Origin of the sequence: Metabacillus mangrovi (assembly GCF_009711125.1) — a bacterium.
Taxonomy (GTDB): Bacteria; Bacillota; Bacilli; order Bacillales; family Bacillaceae; genus Metabacillus_B; species Metabacillus_B mangrovi.
In genome coordinates this window covers 1-15,311 of record NZ_WMIB01000007.1, presented here as the reverse complement: position 1 = coordinate 15,311, position 15,311 = coordinate 1, and the positions used below count along the sequence as shown (strand labels likewise).

Annotated in this window: 19 protein-coding genes; 14 read left to right on the top strand and 5 right to left on the bottom strand. The window is 49.6% G+C overall.

Annotated features, from left to right (window positions below):
• Positions 1 to 107 precede the first annotated feature (107 nt).
• Together GKZ89_RS09075 and GKZ89_RS09070 are read right to left on the bottom strand one after the other, a co-directional pair.
• A complete protein-coding gene (locus tag GKZ89_RS09075) occupies positions 108 to 1,181 on the bottom strand; it encodes a copper resistance D family protein (RefSeq protein WP_155112086.1) in 1,074 nt (357 codons plus the stop codon).
• Position 1,182: 1 nt separating this feature from the next.
• Positions 1,183 to 1,761: a copper resistance CopC family protein gene (locus GKZ89_RS09070; protein WP_162356635.1), complete on the bottom strand. Its 579-nt coding sequence runs from the start codon at positions 1,759 to 1,761 to the stop codon at positions 1,183 to 1,185.
• A 228-nt stretch (positions 1,762 to 1,989) separates the two neighbouring features.
• Here GKZ89_RS09070 and GKZ89_RS09065 point away from each other — a divergent pair, with 228 nt between their 5' ends.
• A complete protein-coding gene (locus GKZ89_RS09065; protein ID WP_241680188.1) occupies positions 1,990 to 2,718 on the top strand; it encodes a YfkD famly protein in 729 nt (242 codons plus the stop codon).
• A gap of 144 nt (positions 2,719 to 2,862) precedes the next feature.
• On the opposite strand, the gene yfkAB is transcribed toward GKZ89_RS09065, so the two are convergent.
• Positions 2,863 to 3,984 (bottom strand): radical SAM/CxCxxxxC motif protein YfkAB, encoded by a 1,122-nt coding sequence (yfkAB, locus tag GKZ89_RS09060; protein ID WP_155112083.1) that lies wholly within the window; start codon positions 3,982 to 3,984, stop codon positions 2,863 to 2,865.
• Positions 3,985 to 4,090: 106 nt separating this feature from the next.
• Here yfkAB and GKZ89_RS09055 point away from each other — a divergent pair, with 106 nt between their 5' ends.
• From GKZ89_RS09055 to GKZ89_RS09015, 9 genes are all read left to right on the top strand, one after another.
• A complete protein-coding gene (locus GKZ89_RS09055) occupies positions 4,091 to 4,300 on the top strand; it encodes an SE1561 family protein (protein ID WP_155112082.1) in 210 nt (69 codons plus the stop codon).
• 69 nt (positions 4,301 to 4,369) lie between these two features.
• Positions 4,370 to 5,314, top strand: a complete 945-nt coding sequence (manA, locus tag GKZ89_RS09050) for a mannose-6-phosphate isomerase, class I (RefSeq protein WP_162356673.1) — start codon at positions 4,370 to 4,372, stop codon at positions 5,312 to 5,314.
• 19 nt (positions 5,315 to 5,333) lie between these two features.
• Positions 5,334 to 6,215, top strand: a complete 882-nt coding sequence (locus tag GKZ89_RS09045) for an ROK family protein (RefSeq protein WP_155112080.1) — start codon at positions 5,334 to 5,336, stop codon at positions 6,213 to 6,215.
• Positions 6,216 to 6,586: 371 nt separating this feature from the next.
• Entirely contained in the window at positions 6,587 to 7,219 is a 633-nt protein-coding gene (locus GKZ89_RS09040) for an HAD family hydrolase (protein WP_155112079.1), read from the top strand.
• A gap of 51 nt (positions 7,220 to 7,270) precedes the next feature.
• A complete protein-coding gene (locus GKZ89_RS09035) occupies positions 7,271 to 7,720 on the top strand; it encodes a GNAT family N-acetyltransferase (RefSeq protein ID WP_155112078.1) in 450 nt (149 codons plus the stop codon).
• 97 nt (positions 7,721 to 7,817) lie between these two features.
• Entirely contained in the window at positions 7,818 to 8,360 is a 543-nt protein-coding gene (locus GKZ89_RS09030) for a helix-turn-helix domain-containing protein (protein ID WP_155112077.1), read from the top strand.
• Positions 8,361 to 8,376: 16 nt separating this feature from the next.
• A complete protein-coding gene (locus GKZ89_RS21395; RefSeq protein ID WP_162356633.1) occupies positions 8,377 to 8,619 on the top strand; it encodes an ATP-binding cassette domain-containing protein in 243 nt (80 codons plus the stop codon).
• The gene (locus GKZ89_RS09020; RefSeq protein WP_155112075.1) at positions 8,616 to 9,284 is read left to right on the top strand and encodes an ATP-binding cassette domain-containing protein; all 669 of its coding nucleotides are present in this window, start codon (positions 8,616 to 8,618) and stop codon (positions 9,282 to 9,284) included. The genes GKZ89_RS21395 and GKZ89_RS09020 overlap by 4 nt, the downstream gene beginning before the upstream one ends.
• Positions 9,253 to 10,074 (top strand): ABC transporter permease subunit, encoded by an 822-nt coding sequence (locus tag GKZ89_RS09015; RefSeq protein ID WP_162356631.1) that lies wholly within the window; start codon positions 9,253 to 9,255, stop codon positions 10,072 to 10,074. The genes GKZ89_RS09020 and GKZ89_RS09015 overlap by 32 nt, the downstream gene beginning before the upstream one ends.
• A 1-nt stretch (position 10,075) precedes the next feature.
• Here GKZ89_RS09015 and GKZ89_RS09010 read toward each other — a convergent pair whose 3' ends face one another.
• Positions 10,076 to 10,420 carry a hypothetical protein gene (locus GKZ89_RS09010; protein ID WP_155112073.1) on the bottom strand — a complete coding sequence of 115 codons (345 nt, stop codon included), beginning with the start codon at positions 10,418 to 10,420 and terminating at the stop codon, positions 10,076 to 10,078.
• A 98-nt stretch (positions 10,421 to 10,518) separates the two neighbouring features.
• On the opposite strand from GKZ89_RS09010, the gene GKZ89_RS09005 reads away from it, so the two are divergent.
• From GKZ89_RS09005 to GKZ89_RS08995, 3 genes are read left to right on the top strand one after another with little or no spacing between them, the layout of a single operon-like run.
• A complete protein-coding gene (locus GKZ89_RS09005; protein ID WP_155112072.1) occupies positions 10,519 to 11,541 on the top strand; it encodes an ion channel in 1,023 nt (340 codons plus the stop codon).
• 33 nt (positions 11,542 to 11,574) lie between these two features.
• Entirely contained in the window at positions 11,575 to 12,423 is an 849-nt protein-coding gene (locus GKZ89_RS09000) for an MBL fold metallo-hydrolase (protein ID WP_155112071.1), read from the top strand.
• Positions 12,424 to 12,438: 15 nt separating this feature from the next.
• Positions 12,439 to 12,699, top strand: coding sequence for a hypothetical protein (locus tag GKZ89_RS08995; protein ID WP_155112070.1), 261 nt, complete (start codon positions 12,439 to 12,441; stop codon positions 12,697 to 12,699).
• On the opposite strand, the gene GKZ89_RS08990 is transcribed toward GKZ89_RS08995, so the two are convergent.
• Positions 12,696 to 12,980 (bottom strand): phospholipase A2 family protein, encoded by a 285-nt coding sequence (locus tag GKZ89_RS08990; RefSeq protein WP_155112069.1) that lies wholly within the window; start codon positions 12,978 to 12,980, stop codon positions 12,696 to 12,698. The two genes, GKZ89_RS08995 and GKZ89_RS08990, sit on opposite strands and share 4 nt — an antisense overlap.
• A gap of 126 nt (positions 12,981 to 13,106) precedes the next feature.
• Between GKZ89_RS08990 and GKZ89_RS08985 the strand changes: the two genes are divergently transcribed.
• Positions 13,107 to 14,642, top strand: a complete 1,536-nt coding sequence (locus GKZ89_RS08985; protein ID WP_155112068.1) for a fumarate hydratase — start codon at positions 13,107 to 13,109, stop codon at positions 14,640 to 14,642.
• The last annotated feature ends 669 nt before the right edge of the window (positions 14,643 to 15,311 follow it).

The following is a 15,311-nucleotide window of genomic DNA, read 5'->3' as shown; positions in this document are numbered from 1 at the left end:
ACGTACACAATCGGGTTTCATACTGATATCATACAATTTTAGATTAAATTCGTAAATATTCAGACAAATAAACAGGAGAAAAGACCCGCAATTTTTTTGCGGGTCTTTTAAATGCTCGTCATGATGAATAAATAGCTCGACACAGTAAACAAGAGTCCAATTGCAAAGGCAGAGACTGCAGGCGCATTTTTACGGATCTGCATGATGAGCAGCGCAGCGAACAGTAGCGCGAGAACGCCGAACAGAGCACTCATCACACCGGGTCCGAAAGCGATGGTTTCGTCCGGGGAGAACAGAGTGAAAAGTGGAGACAATCCATCTGTTGCCTTTGTAACCTCAATGTTGTGTGGCGGTTCGGACTGCCCCAGCACACCTGTAACCGGAAAGACGAGCAGAAGAAACGCGCTTTCCGCCTTCGTCCATTTTCTTGGATCCAGACTGCTCCCTTTTCGGAGCTTGCTTTTTATATAAAAGCTATTCATAAAAGCGAAAATCAATACGGGTATCACAATGAGGTGCTTGATCAGCAAATACTGTCCGTAATTCAGCGACCACGTCTGCGGATATTCCGCTACATTCATCAGAAGGGTCATCAGCAAAAATCCGGTAAAAATGATCAGCCCTACTGAAATCATCGCGACAGGACTGAACCATTTCAGAAAAGACAGCCAGTTCCGGCTGTTTTTAGAAAACCAGCTCACCTGCAGCAGGATTCCAGTCCAGACGCTCATCAAAATCATGTGAACCGCGTGATAAATGGCGCCATACGGGCTTAAGGAAGCGGTATGACTGTTAACACTTACTGCAAAAATGAGCGAAATGACAAAGAACAGGGCAATCATCCGGTACTGTGTTTCCTGAAAGACAGGAGCGAACGTGATGAACAGGTAAAAAAGAATAATCAAAACGAGTGACAGCGCCCAAATCTGGCCGATTTGAAAATCTTTTATGACCCGGACAATTCCTCCGTAAAAACCATCGCTTTCATAAAAACGGGAGGCGAGCTCGAGAACAGGCGCTGCTGAAAAAACGGCAGCACCAAGGGAAGCAAGCTGCATCCAGCGTCTCGATAAAAGGATTTCCGGCTTTCTCGCTTCAGGAATGGAGGCCATCAGCAAGGTTCCAATCAGCAGGGCAAAGCTCGAATACAGGCCTACTTCAGCGGCAATCGTCCAAAGCATCTTACCGGCGGCCTTTTTTCATAGAAAAGAAAACGGCACCGGCTGCAGCAGCGGCAAGAATACCGCCGATAATGAGGAGTGTCTGATTGTTTTGTGCCGGCTCTTCGGCTGGAGTTTCTTTAGCTGCTGAATTTTTTTCTTCCGGCTCTTCACTGGATGCAGGATCTTTTGCCTCAGGCTCTTCTTCAGGTGCAGGAGCTTCCTCTTCGGCAGGCGGTGTTTCTTCCGCACCGTTATATGTGAAGGTAATGGAATCCTTGATCACATGTCCGTCCGCACCGACGATATCCCAGCTGACCGTGTAGGAACCGTTCTCCATCGTATTCGGCACCGTACCCGATAATTCAGGGCCGCTAATCTGGATATTCTCCACAGGGACTTCTTTGTTTCCGTCTTTCATTACGGTAAAAGTACTGGAGTCTTCAATATCTGTATTAAACACTAACTGGATGGTTTCAAGCTTTTCACTTACGGAAGAACCCTGTTCGGGGTTCGAACTTTCAAGCTTGGAATGGGCAAGAACCGTTGTCTGGCTGAATGCGAGCAAAGCAAAGACCAGAATGGGTAATAATTTTTTCATATTCAAACTCCTTTCGATGCTTTCCGCTTTTATTTTACCAATAAACAGAAGGCATGCATGCATAAAGTGTGAGGGATTGTTGAAAATCATCATTTTTTGGGGAAAAGCGGATAATCCGTTCTCCTTGAGAAAAACTAGGGAAAATGATGCTTTGAGAGGAGACTCTACATGAAAATCAAGCAATGGGTCATCTGTGCCTGCGTGCTCTTATCTGTGTGTTTTTCAAGCATGTACATGACAGAGGCAAAAACAAAAATTCCATCTTCTGTCCTTGATATCTCGAAGGAAAATACGTACCCGAACCCGGATCAGAATCTTCCATACCTGCAGCCGAGTGAGCTGGCAAGAGAACTTGCTGAATCCTCCTCCGTCCCGATTGAAAACCCGGACCTGATCAAGCAGCTGAATGAAACGACCATCTCGGACTCCCCGCTTGCCGTCGGGTACCGGGCCACCATTTATCTTGGCCACTGGGCGCTCAACTATCAATCCGGGGAAACCGCTGCAAATTGGGAGTACCAGCGGATCAATTCAAACCTTTCCGATAACCGGGGTGGGACAGCACCTGCCCAGATGCATTACAGGCAAAACGACCAGAAAAAAGTAAAGGGCGGACTGACAGCCGAAGTGCCAATGATCCAGGACGTCAAAAACATGATGCTCCTGAAAGCAATGAAGAAAACGAATCTGCCGCTTTCCTTCGAAACCATCGTAGGTGCAGGCACGAAAAAAGACCAGGTCTACAACGTCCCGGTCAAGAAGATGGGTTACCTGTATGCCTACGCCCCGGCGATCAGCGAAAAAGGAAAAGTCACCTACGGCGAAGTGTACCTCGAGCTGAAAGGGAACAAGCGCAAAATTACGGTGAAAAACATAACCTCTCAAGGGATCGGCGCCTGGATCCCGGTTCAGGACCACCTGTCCTTCGGGTACATGGTCTCGGACCGCCCGAGATAAAGAAAAACACCGTTCAGCGTGGGCTGGACGGTGTTTTTGTTGGGGGCGTTTGTCGATAGCGTTCAGTAATTTGTCGAAAACGTTTAGTATCTTGTCGATAGCGTCAATTATCTTGTCGAAAAGCGATGGTTCGCCACGTTTCGACTAAATCTTCGCCTTTTTAACTGTGAAATCCTCACCCGGATAATACGCGTTTTTCACCAGGATATTCGGTCCGAGGCATTGAACGCTCGGGCAGTGGCAGCTGAGGGACTTGGCCACTTCAGACTGTGACCATTTTTCATATGCGCTCTCAAGTGTGGTGGTCTGGATGTTTCCGAGCGGCGGCGTGTCACCGAAATCCGTGACAATCACTTCGCCGCTGAAAATATTTACATTAAGACGGGAGCGGCCATCCGGGTCGTTCCGGACGGTCACGTTTTTCGCTGCCCTCAACCTGCGCATCAGCTCGAGATCCTCATCTGAATCACTGCATGCATAGAACGGCAGCGTGCCGAACAGCATCCAGACATCTTCGTTTCGGATATCCAGCAGGCGGTGGATGGCTTTCCTCGTGTCTGCAAGGGACAGCGTTTCAAGTGCGCTGGCGAAATCGCTTGGGTACATTGGGTGCACCTCGTGTCTCTGACAGTGCATTTCCTCGGTGATCTGCTTATGGATTTTTTCCAGATGGGGCAGTGTCCGCTTGTTCAGCATCGTCTCTGCAGAAACGGTCACACCGGCAGCGACAAGAGCGCGGCTGTTCTCGACCATCCGGTCAAAGTATTTGGCGCGCTGTTCGAACGTCGGTTTTTTCTCCATCATCGCAAATCCGCCTTCAGCGAAGTCTTCCATCGTTCCCCAGTTATGTGAAATATGCAGGACATCAAGGTATGGAATGATTTTTTCATAACGGGCCAGATCCAGTGTCAGATTGGAGTTGATCTGGGTGCGCACCCCGCGTTCATGGGCGTATTTTAACAGAGGTACAACGTAGTTGTTGACCGACTTCAGTGACATCATCGGCTCGCCGCCGGTAATGCTGAAGGACCGTAAATTCGGAATTTCATCGAGACGCCGGATGAGCAGCTCTAGCGGCAGAGCATCCGGATCCTTTGGGGAAAGTGTATAGCCGACAGCACAGTGCTCACAGCGCATATTGCAAAGCGTTGTAGTCGTGAACTCGACGTTGGTCAGCAGCGGTTTTCCATATTGTTCAATATCCATATAAGCTTCCCACGGGTCGTAGGAAGGGGTAATTGGGGGCATTCTATGGGCAGTACTCATTTTGCAAAACTCCTTCAGTAAAATCACAATTTCCATCTTACCATGAATGTTGTCAATTCTGCTAAATTCCGATACGATTAAAACGATGAAAGGAGAGATTCACAGCATGGGAAACGCATCAAAAGATAAGGACTCACAAATAAACTATTTAAAGAACCGCCTGAATATGTTTATGGAAGTCATTGACTCCATGGATCCGGAATCCACGGATGTAGAGGATGTCGATCGACTGATTTCAATGCTTGATGACCTCGAAGTGAAGTTTGACCGCTTTAAAAAGGACTGGGATAAAGAAGAGACAGAAGATCATCAATGAGGTGATCTTTTTTTTCTGCCGTAATGCTATAATCGAATCAACCGCAGGGAAGAGGAGAGATCCATAATGATAGCGCAGCCATTATTTTTCGAACCGGTTTTCAAGGAACGGATTTGGGGAGGCACCCATCTTCAGGAGTTCGGCTATAAACTAACAAGTGATCAAACCGGTGAATGCTGGGCTTTTTCCGCGCATCCGAACGGCCAGAGCATCGTAAGGAACGGGGAGTACAAAGGCCGCACCCTCGGAAGTCTCTGGGAGGAACACAGGGAATTATTCGGGAATCTGAAAGGAGACCGTTTCCCGCTGCTGACCAAAATCCTTGATGCGAACCGCGATCTATCCGTCCAAGTGCATCCGGATGATACATATGCAAAGACCAATGAAAACGGAGAGCTCGGGAAAACGGAATGCTGGTACATCATCGATTGCGCAGAGGGAGCGGAATTGATCTTCGGACACCATGCAGAAACGAAGGAAGAACTCAGCCGTCTGATCGATGAAGGAGAATGGGGCAGCCTCCTTCGCCATGTGAAAATTGCAAAAGGGGACTTCTTCTACGTTCCAAGCGGAACCGTCCATGCTCTCTGTGAAGGGACCGTCGTTCTGGAAACACAGCAGAATTCCGATACAACGTACCGTCTCTACGATTATGACCGCACAGATGCGGAAGGGAATCTCCGGGAACTGCATCTTGAAAAATCAAAGGATGTCATCACCGTTCCGCATGCTTTGCCGCAGGTTGAAATGAGAGCGGATACAAAAGAGGGAAAAAAGGTCACACAGTTTGTAAAGGAAGCATTCTTCACGGTCTTTAAATGGGAGATACAAGGAGAAGCAGCGTTCGAACAGAACGAACCGTTTCTGCTGTGCAGTGTGATTGAAGGAGAGGGTATCCTGATGCACGAAGGGGAAACGTACCCGCTGGAAAAAGGGGACCACGTTCTGCTGCCTGCAGACTTCGGTGCTTTTCTAGTGAGCGGACAGCTCGAAATCATTGCAGCGCACGTATAAAAATGAGGGAGGGAATGCAATGCTGATTGGTGCAATGGAAGCAGGGGGAACAAAATTTGTATGCGGAGTCGGAACGAGAGAGGGGGAAATCCTCGAACACGTTTCTTTTCCAACAGAAGGGCCGGAGGAAACGATGGCGAAGGCAGTTGAATTTTTCTCCCGCCATCCGATTCAGGGGCTTGGCGTCGGGACATTCGGCCCTGCCGATATTAACCCGGAGAGCCCGACTTATGGAAGCATCACCACTACACCAAAGTTAAAATGGGCGCACTACCCGATGCTCCCGGAGCTGCAAAAGCATTTTCATGTTCCGGCAGCTTTTGATACAGACGTGAATGCGGCCGCACTCGGCGAGCTCACATGGGGAGCAGCACGGGGACTCGACAGCTGCATGTATATGACGGTCGGAACGGGAATCGGCGTCGGAGCGGTCGTGGACGGAAAGGTTCTCCACGGCATGAACCATCCGGAAATGGGCCACATCCTTGTCCGGCGCCATCCGAATGACACGTTCGCCGGAGCATGCCCGTACCACGGCGACTGCCTGGAAGGCCTCGCAGCCGGCCCGGCGCTTGAAAAACGCTGGGGCGCAAAGGGCATAGAGCTCGCAGACCGTCCGGAAGTCTGGGAAATCCAGGCGGATTACCTCGCCCAGGCCCTCGTCAGCTACGCCCTGATCTTCGGACCGAAGCGGATGATCCTCGGCGGAGGTGTCATGAAGCAGCAGCAGCTCTTCCCGCTCATCCGCGAAAAATTTAAAACCTACATGAACAGCTACCTGCAAAACTCGTACCTTGATGACCTGGACACCTACATCGTTCCGCCAGGCCTTCAGGATTTTGCCGGATTAAAGGGCTCCATCGCACTGGCGGTGCTCGCAAGCAAGGTTCATTCACTGTAAAAAGAAGCGGGAGGCTGTACTCCCGCTTTTTTTTGGTGGGACGGACCGGGGATTGGGGGCTGGCAGGGCGCGAAATATGACGAAATTTGTGGAATCGATAATATATTGGGGATTTCGATAATAAATGGCCTGGAATCGATAATATATTGGGATTTTCGATCATATATGGTCTGTTTTCGATCATATATGGTCTGTTTTCGATAATATACGAGAGGGCCAGGGCAGATATAAACGGAAATGAACACACCTCTCTGGCCGTTCGCTAATAAACGGTTCCTTTTCGCAAATAAATGGCCAATCACCTCTGAATCCACCCGTTCAATTATGATGAAATTCCTTTAAAAGGAAAAAAGGGACAGGAGTGAGCAAAAATGAAAGCAATGATCTTCGATTTCGACGGGACATTGGCCAACACGCTGCCAAATGCGTTTCAAGCCTTTCAGGAAGTGTTCAAAAGCTACGACCAAAAGGAAATCACGTCTGATGACATAAAAGCAATGTTCGGACCACCCGAGCAGGAGATTATTTTGAGGAACCTGGCTCATGAAAATAAAGAGGAGGCAGTTGAACGGTTTTATAAGCTGTATGAAGACCGGCACCAAGAACTCGTGAAGCCTGATGAGGAGATCAGCGGCATGCTGCAATCTTTGAAAGAACGCGGGACCAAAATCGGCATTGTAACGGGGAAATCGAGAAGGGGTCTCGATATTTCCCTGAAAGCACTGGAAATGGACATCGAATTTGATGCGGTTGTAACGGGAGATGATGTAAACGAGGCGAAGCCGGCGCCGGAAGGGATCCAAAGGGCGCTTGCAGAAATGGATGCGCAGCCGGAGCACGCGATGTACATCGGGGACAGTGATGCCGATATCGAGGCTGGGCTTGCAGCGGGCGTTTATACCGTCGGCGTCCAATGGCTGCCGGAGTTTCAGACAGCCGAATTCAAAAAAGGTCCCCATGCCGTTTATACAACCGTCCGGGATTTCCGGCGTGAGCATGGTTAAGATGGTTTGTTGGCGTAATCATATAAACTGAAAAATTCGCGGAGGCGCCTTATGGAAATCATAGAAGTAAGCAAACGGCCTAAGCTTTTTCCACAGGCTGTCCAGGCATTTTATAATCAGTGGGGGACAGAGGACAATTATGCTTTCTATGAAGACTGCATGAGGCATTCATCCGCAGACGGGCTGCCCTCTTTTTATGTGGCACTAGAAGGGGTTGCCATTCTGGGCACATACGCCCTGCTCCGCAACGACCTGAACAGCCGCCACGATTTGTGCCCATGGCTTGCGTGTCTCTGGGTGGATCCAGAACATCGGGGAAAAGAATTTGGCAGGAAGCTGCTGGAGCACGGACTGCAGGAAGCGGAAAAAAAGGGGTACAGCAACCTTTATCTGAATAGCGATCTGGACAGCTATTATGAAAAATACGGCTGGGTCCATACCGGCATGTTGTTCGGGCCATTTGGAAATTCCAATAAAATCTATGAAAAGAAGTGCAGATAAGCAGACCGGTAAAGCACGCCGGTCTTTATTTATGATTGAATGTTATCATTATTTATATTATTATCAAAAGTGATAATGATAAAAGGGGATGCATACGATGAACGAGACAGCAAAGGCGAAACTGCTGCTGCATCCAGTCCGGATGAAAATTGTACAGTCACTCGTGAACGGAAAGCAGCTGAGTTCGCAGCAGATTTCAGGGCGCATGAAGGATGTGCCACCAGCAACACTATACAGGCACATCAACCGGCTCCTAGAATCAGGAATCCTTGAAGTGGTAAAGGAAAATCAAATCCGCGGGACAATCGAAAAAATCTACAGCTTAAAAGAGGCGGAGCCCCCTTCCAAAGAAGAGGTTTCCGCAATCACGAAAGAGGAGCACATGGACTTGTTCCTTTCCTTCACCAATCAGCTTGCGGGAAGGTTTGAAGATTACCTGAACCAGCCGGAGTATGATGTGCTGCAGGATGGAGTCGGCTTCAGTATGGGAAGCTTTCAGCTATCGGATGAAGAATTTATGGAGCTAATGGATAAAATGGGGAGCCTGCTGAAGGAAGCGATGGACAATGAGCCATCACCGGAGCGGCGCGAACGCCATCTTGCAACCATCATTTTGCCGGAGCCGAAAGACCGATCTTAAGAAAGCAGGTGAAAATATGAACATTATTGAAGCGGCAGGAGTCAGCAAGTCCTTCGGCCGGACAAAGGTGCTGGACGGGGCCGGTCTGACTGTGAAAAAAGGGGAGATACTTGGTTTGCTTGGACCGAACGGGGCCGGAAAAACGACCTTGATCCGCATCCTGAACGGAGTCATCGCTCCCGACAGCGGGAAGATCAAGGTAGCGGGCTTTGATCCTTCAGCGGAAGGGGATCAAATCAGGAGTATACCGGAATCGTGACCGAAAATGCCGGACTCTATCACGAAATGAGCGGACTGGATAATTTGAAATTTTTCGCAGAGCTGTACAAGGTCAAGGATCAGGAACAAATCCCCCGCCTGCTCAAGCTTTTTGATATGGAAGAGTACCAGCACAGGCCGGCAGGTCAGTACAGCACTGGGATGAAAAAGAGACTCGCTCTCGCAAAGGCGCTGCTGCATAAACCGCAGCTTCTGTTCCTGGACGAACCGACAAACGGCCTTGACCCGGATGGAATCCGGATGGTGCTCTTGTATTTGAAAAAGTATAACGAGGAAACCGGAACGACAATCATTATTTGCTCCCACGTCCTTCATCAGCTGGAGCCGATCTGCGACTCATTTGCTTTTATGGAAAATCAGACAGTCGCAGAGCAGGGAACACTTGCGGAGCTGACGGAAAAATATATCCCGGAGCTGTCTGTCATCGTGGAAACAGATTATGAAACAGAGTATACAGAGCGGGCAGGAGCGGGGAAAATCCGGATGAAGGTTTCCTCGAAAAACGAGATCCCGGGTTTGCTGAGGAACATATTGAACACCCATGCCGTTTATTCGGTCCAGATTGAAAACACCGGGGCAGAGACCGTCTACTTTAAAATCAGGGAGGCCCATAATGGACAAAGCCGTCGTAACAGCACTGTTTAAAAAAGATGTCTTACATCTGATCAAAACAAAAAATCTGCTTTTGACACTCATCATCGTTCCGCTTATTTTCAGTACGGTCATACCAGCAGCACTGTCCGGCTTCGTGCTGTTTTCAGATGTGAAAAGCATGATGGACCCGGCGATGCTTCAGATGATGGATAAAATGACGGCCGGTCTGAACGCCGGAGAGATCCATTCATTGAACGAGAAGTTCTTATATGTTTTTACCAACTTTCTTTATCCGTCCTTATTCCTGCTCATTCCGATCATTACCTCTTCTGCCATAGCAGCGAACAGCTTTGCGGGAGAGAAGGAGAGAAGAACACTCGAAAGCCTGCTGTTTTCCCCGATAACAATTAAGGAACTGTTTGCAGGCAAGCTCCTCGCGTCCTTTCTTCCGTCAGCAGCAGTATCACTCGCGAGCTTTATTTTAAGCGGCACCGTCATCAATACAGCAAGCTACATCCTGATGGGACACCTCATTTTCCCATCCGCAAAATGGCTCGTCCTCATCCTTGTCCTGTCTCCGCTCGTCATGATCATGACGATTCTGCTGAATATCATGATTTCTGCGAAAGTAAAAACGTACCAGGAGGCGCAGAATATCGGCGGCATCATCGTTCTTCCGGTCATCGGTATGCTCATCGGGCAGTTCAGCGGTCTGTTCCTGCTCGGGATCGAGCTGATGCTCATCCTTTCCCTGCTCGTCCTGCTCCTGAACCTTTTCCTGTTTAACCGGGTGCTGAAATACAATAACCGGAACAGTCTCTTTGAAAATCAAATAGGCTGATTCACCCCGGCACTGAAGGAATCCTCATATCCGGGTCGTTGTGGATGAACGTGATCCTCAGGGACCCGGATATTTCTTTTTCCCCGTTCTGCACCTCCTCAGGAAATGCTGCGGCAAGTTCCAAGCTCTCCTGAAACAGTTTCATTCCCTCCTGATTGAGATCCCCGAGCAGTTCTTTTACATCCTTTGCTTCTATTTCAAAATTGATGACGATCATCGCGTTGGAGTACATCGTATGGTTTTTGATCCAGCCGGACCTTTTCGAAATACTCCGTGAAGCATAGTCAATCATGGCATGGCGGTTTTCGGTTGTTGAGCTGAAAAGCCGGATTCGGTCTGGCAGCATTTTTTTCACCTCCTGCAAGGATTGTACCATTTTTGGGTATTCCTGCCCTCGGCAAAGCGCTACAATGGAAATATGTGAACATTAAAGGAGATTGCCGTATGCATCTGTTCCGGAAGCTGTACATTAGAGCGATAAAAATTAAATTCTTCACGCTGCTTATAGCGGTGCTGCTGTTTCTCATCCTCAACACGTGGGTGATCAGAAGCCTCGAGCCGCAGACGTTTGAAAATGATCTGCATGCGGTCTGGTGGCTGATGACGACAATGACGACAGTCGGATACGGGGATGTTTCTCCTGAATCGGCAGCCGGGAGAATCTGGACGATGCTCGTCATCTATCCGTTCGGAATCGGCATCTTCGGACTCGTGATCGGGATGATCGTCGATTCATTTTCGAGGCACAAAAAGTTAAAGGAAGAAGGAAAGCTCATGTATAAGGGAAAAGACCATTACATCATCATCGGGTGGACGCTGAAGTCGAAGGAAGCCGCCGAAGAGCTGATGATGGAGGAGCCGGAAACGGACATTCTGCTCATCGATGAGCTGGAAAAATCTCCGCTCACCCATGAACGGTTTCATTACATAAACGGCAGCGCGACAAACACATCGGTCCTGGACCAGGCGGGCGTGGCCCGTTCCAAAGCGGTGCTTATTTTTGCTCCGCCCCATATTGAAGATATGGATCTGGCTGACGGAAGGACGCTTCTTATTGCCTCAAGCATAGAAGAGTACGATACTGGAACGAAAACCAACATTTATACGATCGCAGAAATTCTGAACAAACAGCATATCAGCATGTTCAGGCATGCCAATGTCGATGAATTTATTTTATCCCAGCATTCCGCCTCTCACCTCATGGCAAAATCGGCCCGGCATAAAGGCACGAGCCGGATTTTCAGCAAGCTGCTGAACAATGGGACGGAGGAATCGGAGCTGCGTGAAATTCTTTCTGTTCCTGAATGGAGGACGTATGGGGATGCTTTCGAGAACCTGAAAAAGGCAAACATCCTGCTGATCTCTGATGAGAACCAGCTTAACGTCCTGCAGAAGCTTGATGCCCCGCTTGCCCCGGGAACGAAGCTCTATGTAGTAGGGGAAGCTCAAGGGAAACAGCGAAGCTAAATAAACTTTTTATGTCAACTGGGGGGAGTCCAAATGAAAATCGAATTTCTGGGAACCGGCGGAGCAACGGCAATCCCGCGCCCGCTGTGCGGATGCCCGGTATGCGAGGAGGCGAGGGAGATCGGCGTTCCATACAGCCGTTCCGGTCCGAGCCTGTTCGTTCACGATCTTAACCTCCTGATTGATACGCCGGAAGACATTTATATGCAGATCAACCGATCGGCCATCCGGCAGGTAGACGGTATTCTCTATTCCCATTGGCACCCGGATCACGTCATGGGAAGAAGAATAGTAGAAACGCTGAACGCGGATTGGAAGCACCATCCTCCTAAGCCGCGGATGACGGATATTTATCTGCCGAAGCAGGTGGCAGTAGACTTTGAGCGCTTTCTCGGAAGCGGGGATCATTTTGCTTTTTTCGAGCAGCAGGGATTCGCCTCAATCCGTGAGCTGAAGGACGGAGATTCGTTCTGGATCAAGGATACGATCATCACCCCGTTCCGTCTTGCCGAGGATTATGTGTATGCCTTTTTACTGGAAAATGCCCGGAAGAAGGTGCTAATTGCAATGGATGAGACGAACGGATGGAAGCCGGACAAAAGTCTGCAGGGAGTGGACCTTGCGATTTTGCCCGCCGGCGTGTTTGAAACCAATCCGCTCACCGGGGAACGGCTCTTTCAGGAAGACCATCCTGTTTTGAAAGAAGAGTGCACCTTTGCAGAAACCCTGGACATCCTAAAGGCACTACAGCCAAAGAAAGCTATTCTTACCCATATCGAAGAGGTGAACGGCTTAAGCCACGATGAGCTGAAGAAAATCGAAAAGCAGCTTGCCGGACTGAACGTAGAATTCGCCTATGATACGCTGATCATAGATTTATAGAAAGAAGGGGTATGCATGCTGGATATATTGGAGGCGGCCTTTGATCTGCTCGAGCTCTTTCCCTCCAGTAAAAAAAGAAGGTTCGCCCGCCGGTTTCGCGAGCTCCGCAAGTTTGAGTGGTTTGAGCTGAAGTATGGGTGTGGACCATACGGATCCAATGCTGCATTCCGGGATTTTATTCTCGAGATTGATATGAAGCTGCTGGAGGAGGACCCGTTTTATTTGAAAAAGATGAGGATGGATCTGGATGAATTGATGTGGAAGGAAAAGCTTTAATGTTTCCGTCCGCTGCACGTAAAGGCAGTCCGGAGCTTCATCACATCATAGATGAGCGCTGCTGTTTTTCCGCTCTCACTGTACCGGTTGATATGCGGCTCAAGGCAGCGCAGAAATTCCCGGTCACACTGGCATTTGGAGCGGCCGCTGTCCAGGCACTTGTCATGCCTCATACAGCAAGAGTCCACCTGATTGATCGGCGCACCCGGCCCGCTGCATCCTGGTCCGCACCATTTGTAGCCCGGGAAAATACACCGGGTTTTTCTTTTTTTTGAAGCCATCTCTGTTCACGTCCTTTCCCTTCATTCTATGAACAGGCACCCTTTAAAGACACACTTGGAACCCCTTACAATTCAGAGTATAATAAATTTAGAGAATCCTATATACATACAAAGGGGAGAATTCGGTTGGAGAATTTTTTTGAGAGCATGGTCGAGCTGATCGTGGAGACATCCACTAGGCTTCCGAAAGATGTCAGAAGAGCGATTCAAAAGGCGAAGCTTGGTGAAAGTGCGGGAACGAGGGCAGCGATGTCACTCGACACAATCACCGATAATATTGCAATGGCGGATGAAAATGTATCGCCAATCTGTCAGGATACCGGTCTTCCGACATTCAAGCTGAAGGTGCCGGTCGGTGCAAATCAGATCAAAATGAAGGAAGCGATCAAGCGGGCGATTGCTGAAGCAACGAAAACAGGCAAGCTCCGTCCGAATTCTGTTGACTCACTGACAGGCGATAACACCGGCGACAACCTGGGCGCCGGTACACCGGTCATCAAGTTCGAGCAGTGGGAAGAGGATTACATAGACGCCCGCCTCATCCTAAAAGGAGGCGGCTGTGAAAACAAGAACATCCAGTACAGCCTGCCATGCGAGCTCGACGGCCTCGGCCGCGCGGGACGTGACCTTGACGGGATCCGTAAATGTGTCATGCACTCTGTCTACCAGGCTCAAGGCCAGGGCTGCAGTGCAGGCTTCATCGGTGTCGGCATCGGCGGCGACCGCACGAGCGGCTACGAGCTCGCGAAGGAGCAGCTGTTCCGCAGCAACGACGACGTCAACCCGGTACCGGAGCTTCGCGAGCTCGAGGAATATGTGGTGGAGAACGCCAACAAGCTCGGCATCGGCACAATGGGCTTCGGCGGCGAGACCACCTTGCTCGGCTGCAAGGCCGGCGTCATCAACCGGATCCCTGCGAGCTTCTTCGTATCTGTCGCCTATAACTGCTGGGCGTTCCGCCGCCTCGGCATGAAAATCGATGCCGCGTCAGGCGAAGTAACGGAATGGCTGTACCAGGATGGCGAGGAAATTGATTTCGCCAAGGAAGTTGCAGCAGCGGCAGAGGAGATCGTTGCAGCAGATGAAGTCGTCCTTGAAGCACCGATCACCGAGGAGAAAATCCGCTCCCTCAAGGTCGGCGACGTCGTCAAAATCTCCGGCATGATGTACACAGGCCGCGATGCGATTCATAAATACCTGTCAACCAACGATTGCCCGGTCGACCTGAACGGGCAAATCATCTACCACTGCGGACCGGTCATGCTGAAGGACGAACACGAACAATGGCACGTCAAAGCCGCAGGCCCGACAACCAGTATCCGCGAGGAGCCGTACCAGGGCGACATCATGAAACGCTTCGGCATCCGCGCCGTCATCGGCAAAGGCGGAATGGGCGCGAAAACGCTGAAAGCCCTCGAAGAACACGGAGGCGTGTATTTAAACGCCATCGGCGGAGCAGCCCAGTACTACGCCGACTGCATCCAATCCGTAGAAGGCGTCGACCTCATGCAATTCGGAATTCCGGAAGCGATGTGGCACCTTAAAGTGAAGGACTTTAAAGCGGTCGTTACGATGGATTCGCACGGCAACAGCCTGCATAAGGACGTGGAACAGAGCTCGCTTGAGAGATTGGCGCAGTTTAAGGAGCCGGTTTTTAAGTGAGGTTTGGTTGTGGTTTTGGGGAAGTGGCTTGGAACTGAGGTCCCTGAAACTGCCGGATTGAAGGAGAATGGTACGAAATTGATGTTCGCTCGGCAAATTTGGCACTGATTCAAGTGGGAAATGGTCTGGATCTGTCTGATACAGAGGGGAAAGTTCCGCCAGCCTGTCGAGGAGGCCGCTCAAATAGCCGGATTGAAGTGGAATGGTACGAAATTGATGTTCGCCCGGCAAATTTGGCGCGGATTTAAGTGGAAAATGGTCTGGATCTGTCTGATACAGAGGGAAAAGTACCGCCAGCCTGTCGAGGGGGCCGCTCAAACAGCCGGATTATAGCTGTAACAGGCGGATATCTTCGAAAATCGGGATATATCTACGAAATTTGAGATTTATCTTCGAAAATGATGATATATCTACGAAACGGGTAATTTATCTTCGAAAATGACAGGATATCGACGAGAATGGGCTTTCACCTGTGAAAAACCGGGTTAGGTGGGCCGGATTCCGGCCTTCACTAGCTGACGAGAACGGTTATCGGTCGAATTTTCCATTTATCGGTCAAAAATAAAATATATCGGTCAAAATTGGATTATTTGTAAGCGTTAAATAAACCACACCTTCAGTCTAAGTTTCCCCCATGAGATACTCTTTTTAACTTCTATCTGAAAGGGG

Bases quoted from the DNA above. Each gene is read 5' to 3' on its own strand.
- GKZ89_RS09070 (WP_162356635.1), bottom strand. From the start codon at position 1,761: ATGAAAAAATTATTACCCATTCTGGTCTTTGCTTTGCTCGCATTCAGC.
- GKZ89_RS09045 (WP_155112080.1), top strand. From the start codon at position 5,334: ATGCTGATTGGTGCAATGGAAGCAGGGGGAACAAAATTTGTATGCGGA.
- GKZ89_RS21395 (WP_162356633.1), top strand. From the start codon at position 8,377: ATGAACATTATTGAAGCGGCAGGAGTCAGCAAGTCCTTCGGCCGGACA.
- GKZ89_RS09040 (WP_155112079.1), top strand. From the start codon at position 6,587: ATGAAAGCAATGATCTTCGATTTCGACGGGACATTGGCCAACACGCTG.
- GKZ89_RS08990 (WP_155112069.1), bottom strand. From the start codon at position 12,980: ATGGCTTCAAAAAAAAGAAAAACCCGGTGTATTTTCCCGGGCTACAAA.
- GKZ89_RS09075 (WP_155112086.1), bottom strand. From the start codon at position 1,181: ATGCTTTGGACGATTGCCGCTGAAGTAGGCCTGTATTCGAGCTTTGCC.
- GKZ89_RS09030 (WP_155112077.1), top strand. From the start codon at position 7,818: ATGAACGAGACAGCAAAGGCGAAACTGCTGCTGCATCCAGTCCGGATG.
- GKZ89_RS09010 (WP_155112073.1), bottom strand. From the start codon at position 10,420: ATGCTGCCAGACCGAATCCGGCTTTTCAGCTCAACAACCGAAAACCGC.
- GKZ89_RS09055 (WP_155112082.1), top strand. From the start codon at position 4,091: ATGGGAAACGCATCAAAAGATAAGGACTCACAAATAAACTATTTAAAG.
- GKZ89_RS09065 (WP_241680188.1), top strand. From the start codon at position 1,990: ATGTACATGACAGAGGCAAAAACAAAAATTCCATCTTCTGTCCTTGAT.
- GKZ89_RS09000 (WP_155112071.1), top strand. From the start codon at position 11,575: ATGAAAATCGAATTTCTGGGAACCGGCGGAGCAACGGCAATCCCGCGC.
- GKZ89_RS08995 (WP_155112070.1), top strand. From the start codon at position 12,439: ATGCTGGATATATTGGAGGCGGCCTTTGATCTGCTCGAGCTCTTTCCC.
- GKZ89_RS09005 (WP_155112072.1), top strand. From the start codon at position 10,519: ATGCATCTGTTCCGGAAGCTGTACATTAGAGCGATAAAAATTAAATTC.
- yfkAB (WP_155112083.1), bottom strand. From the start codon at position 3,984: ATGAGTACTGCCCATAGAATGCCCCCAATTACCCCTTCCTACGACCCG.
- GKZ89_RS09015 (WP_162356631.1), top strand. From the start codon at position 9,253: ATGGACAAAGCCGTCGTAACAGCACTGTTTAAAAAAGATGTCTTACAT.
- GKZ89_RS09035 (WP_155112078.1), top strand. From the start codon at position 7,271: ATGGAAATCATAGAAGTAAGCAAACGGCCTAAGCTTTTTCCACAGGCT.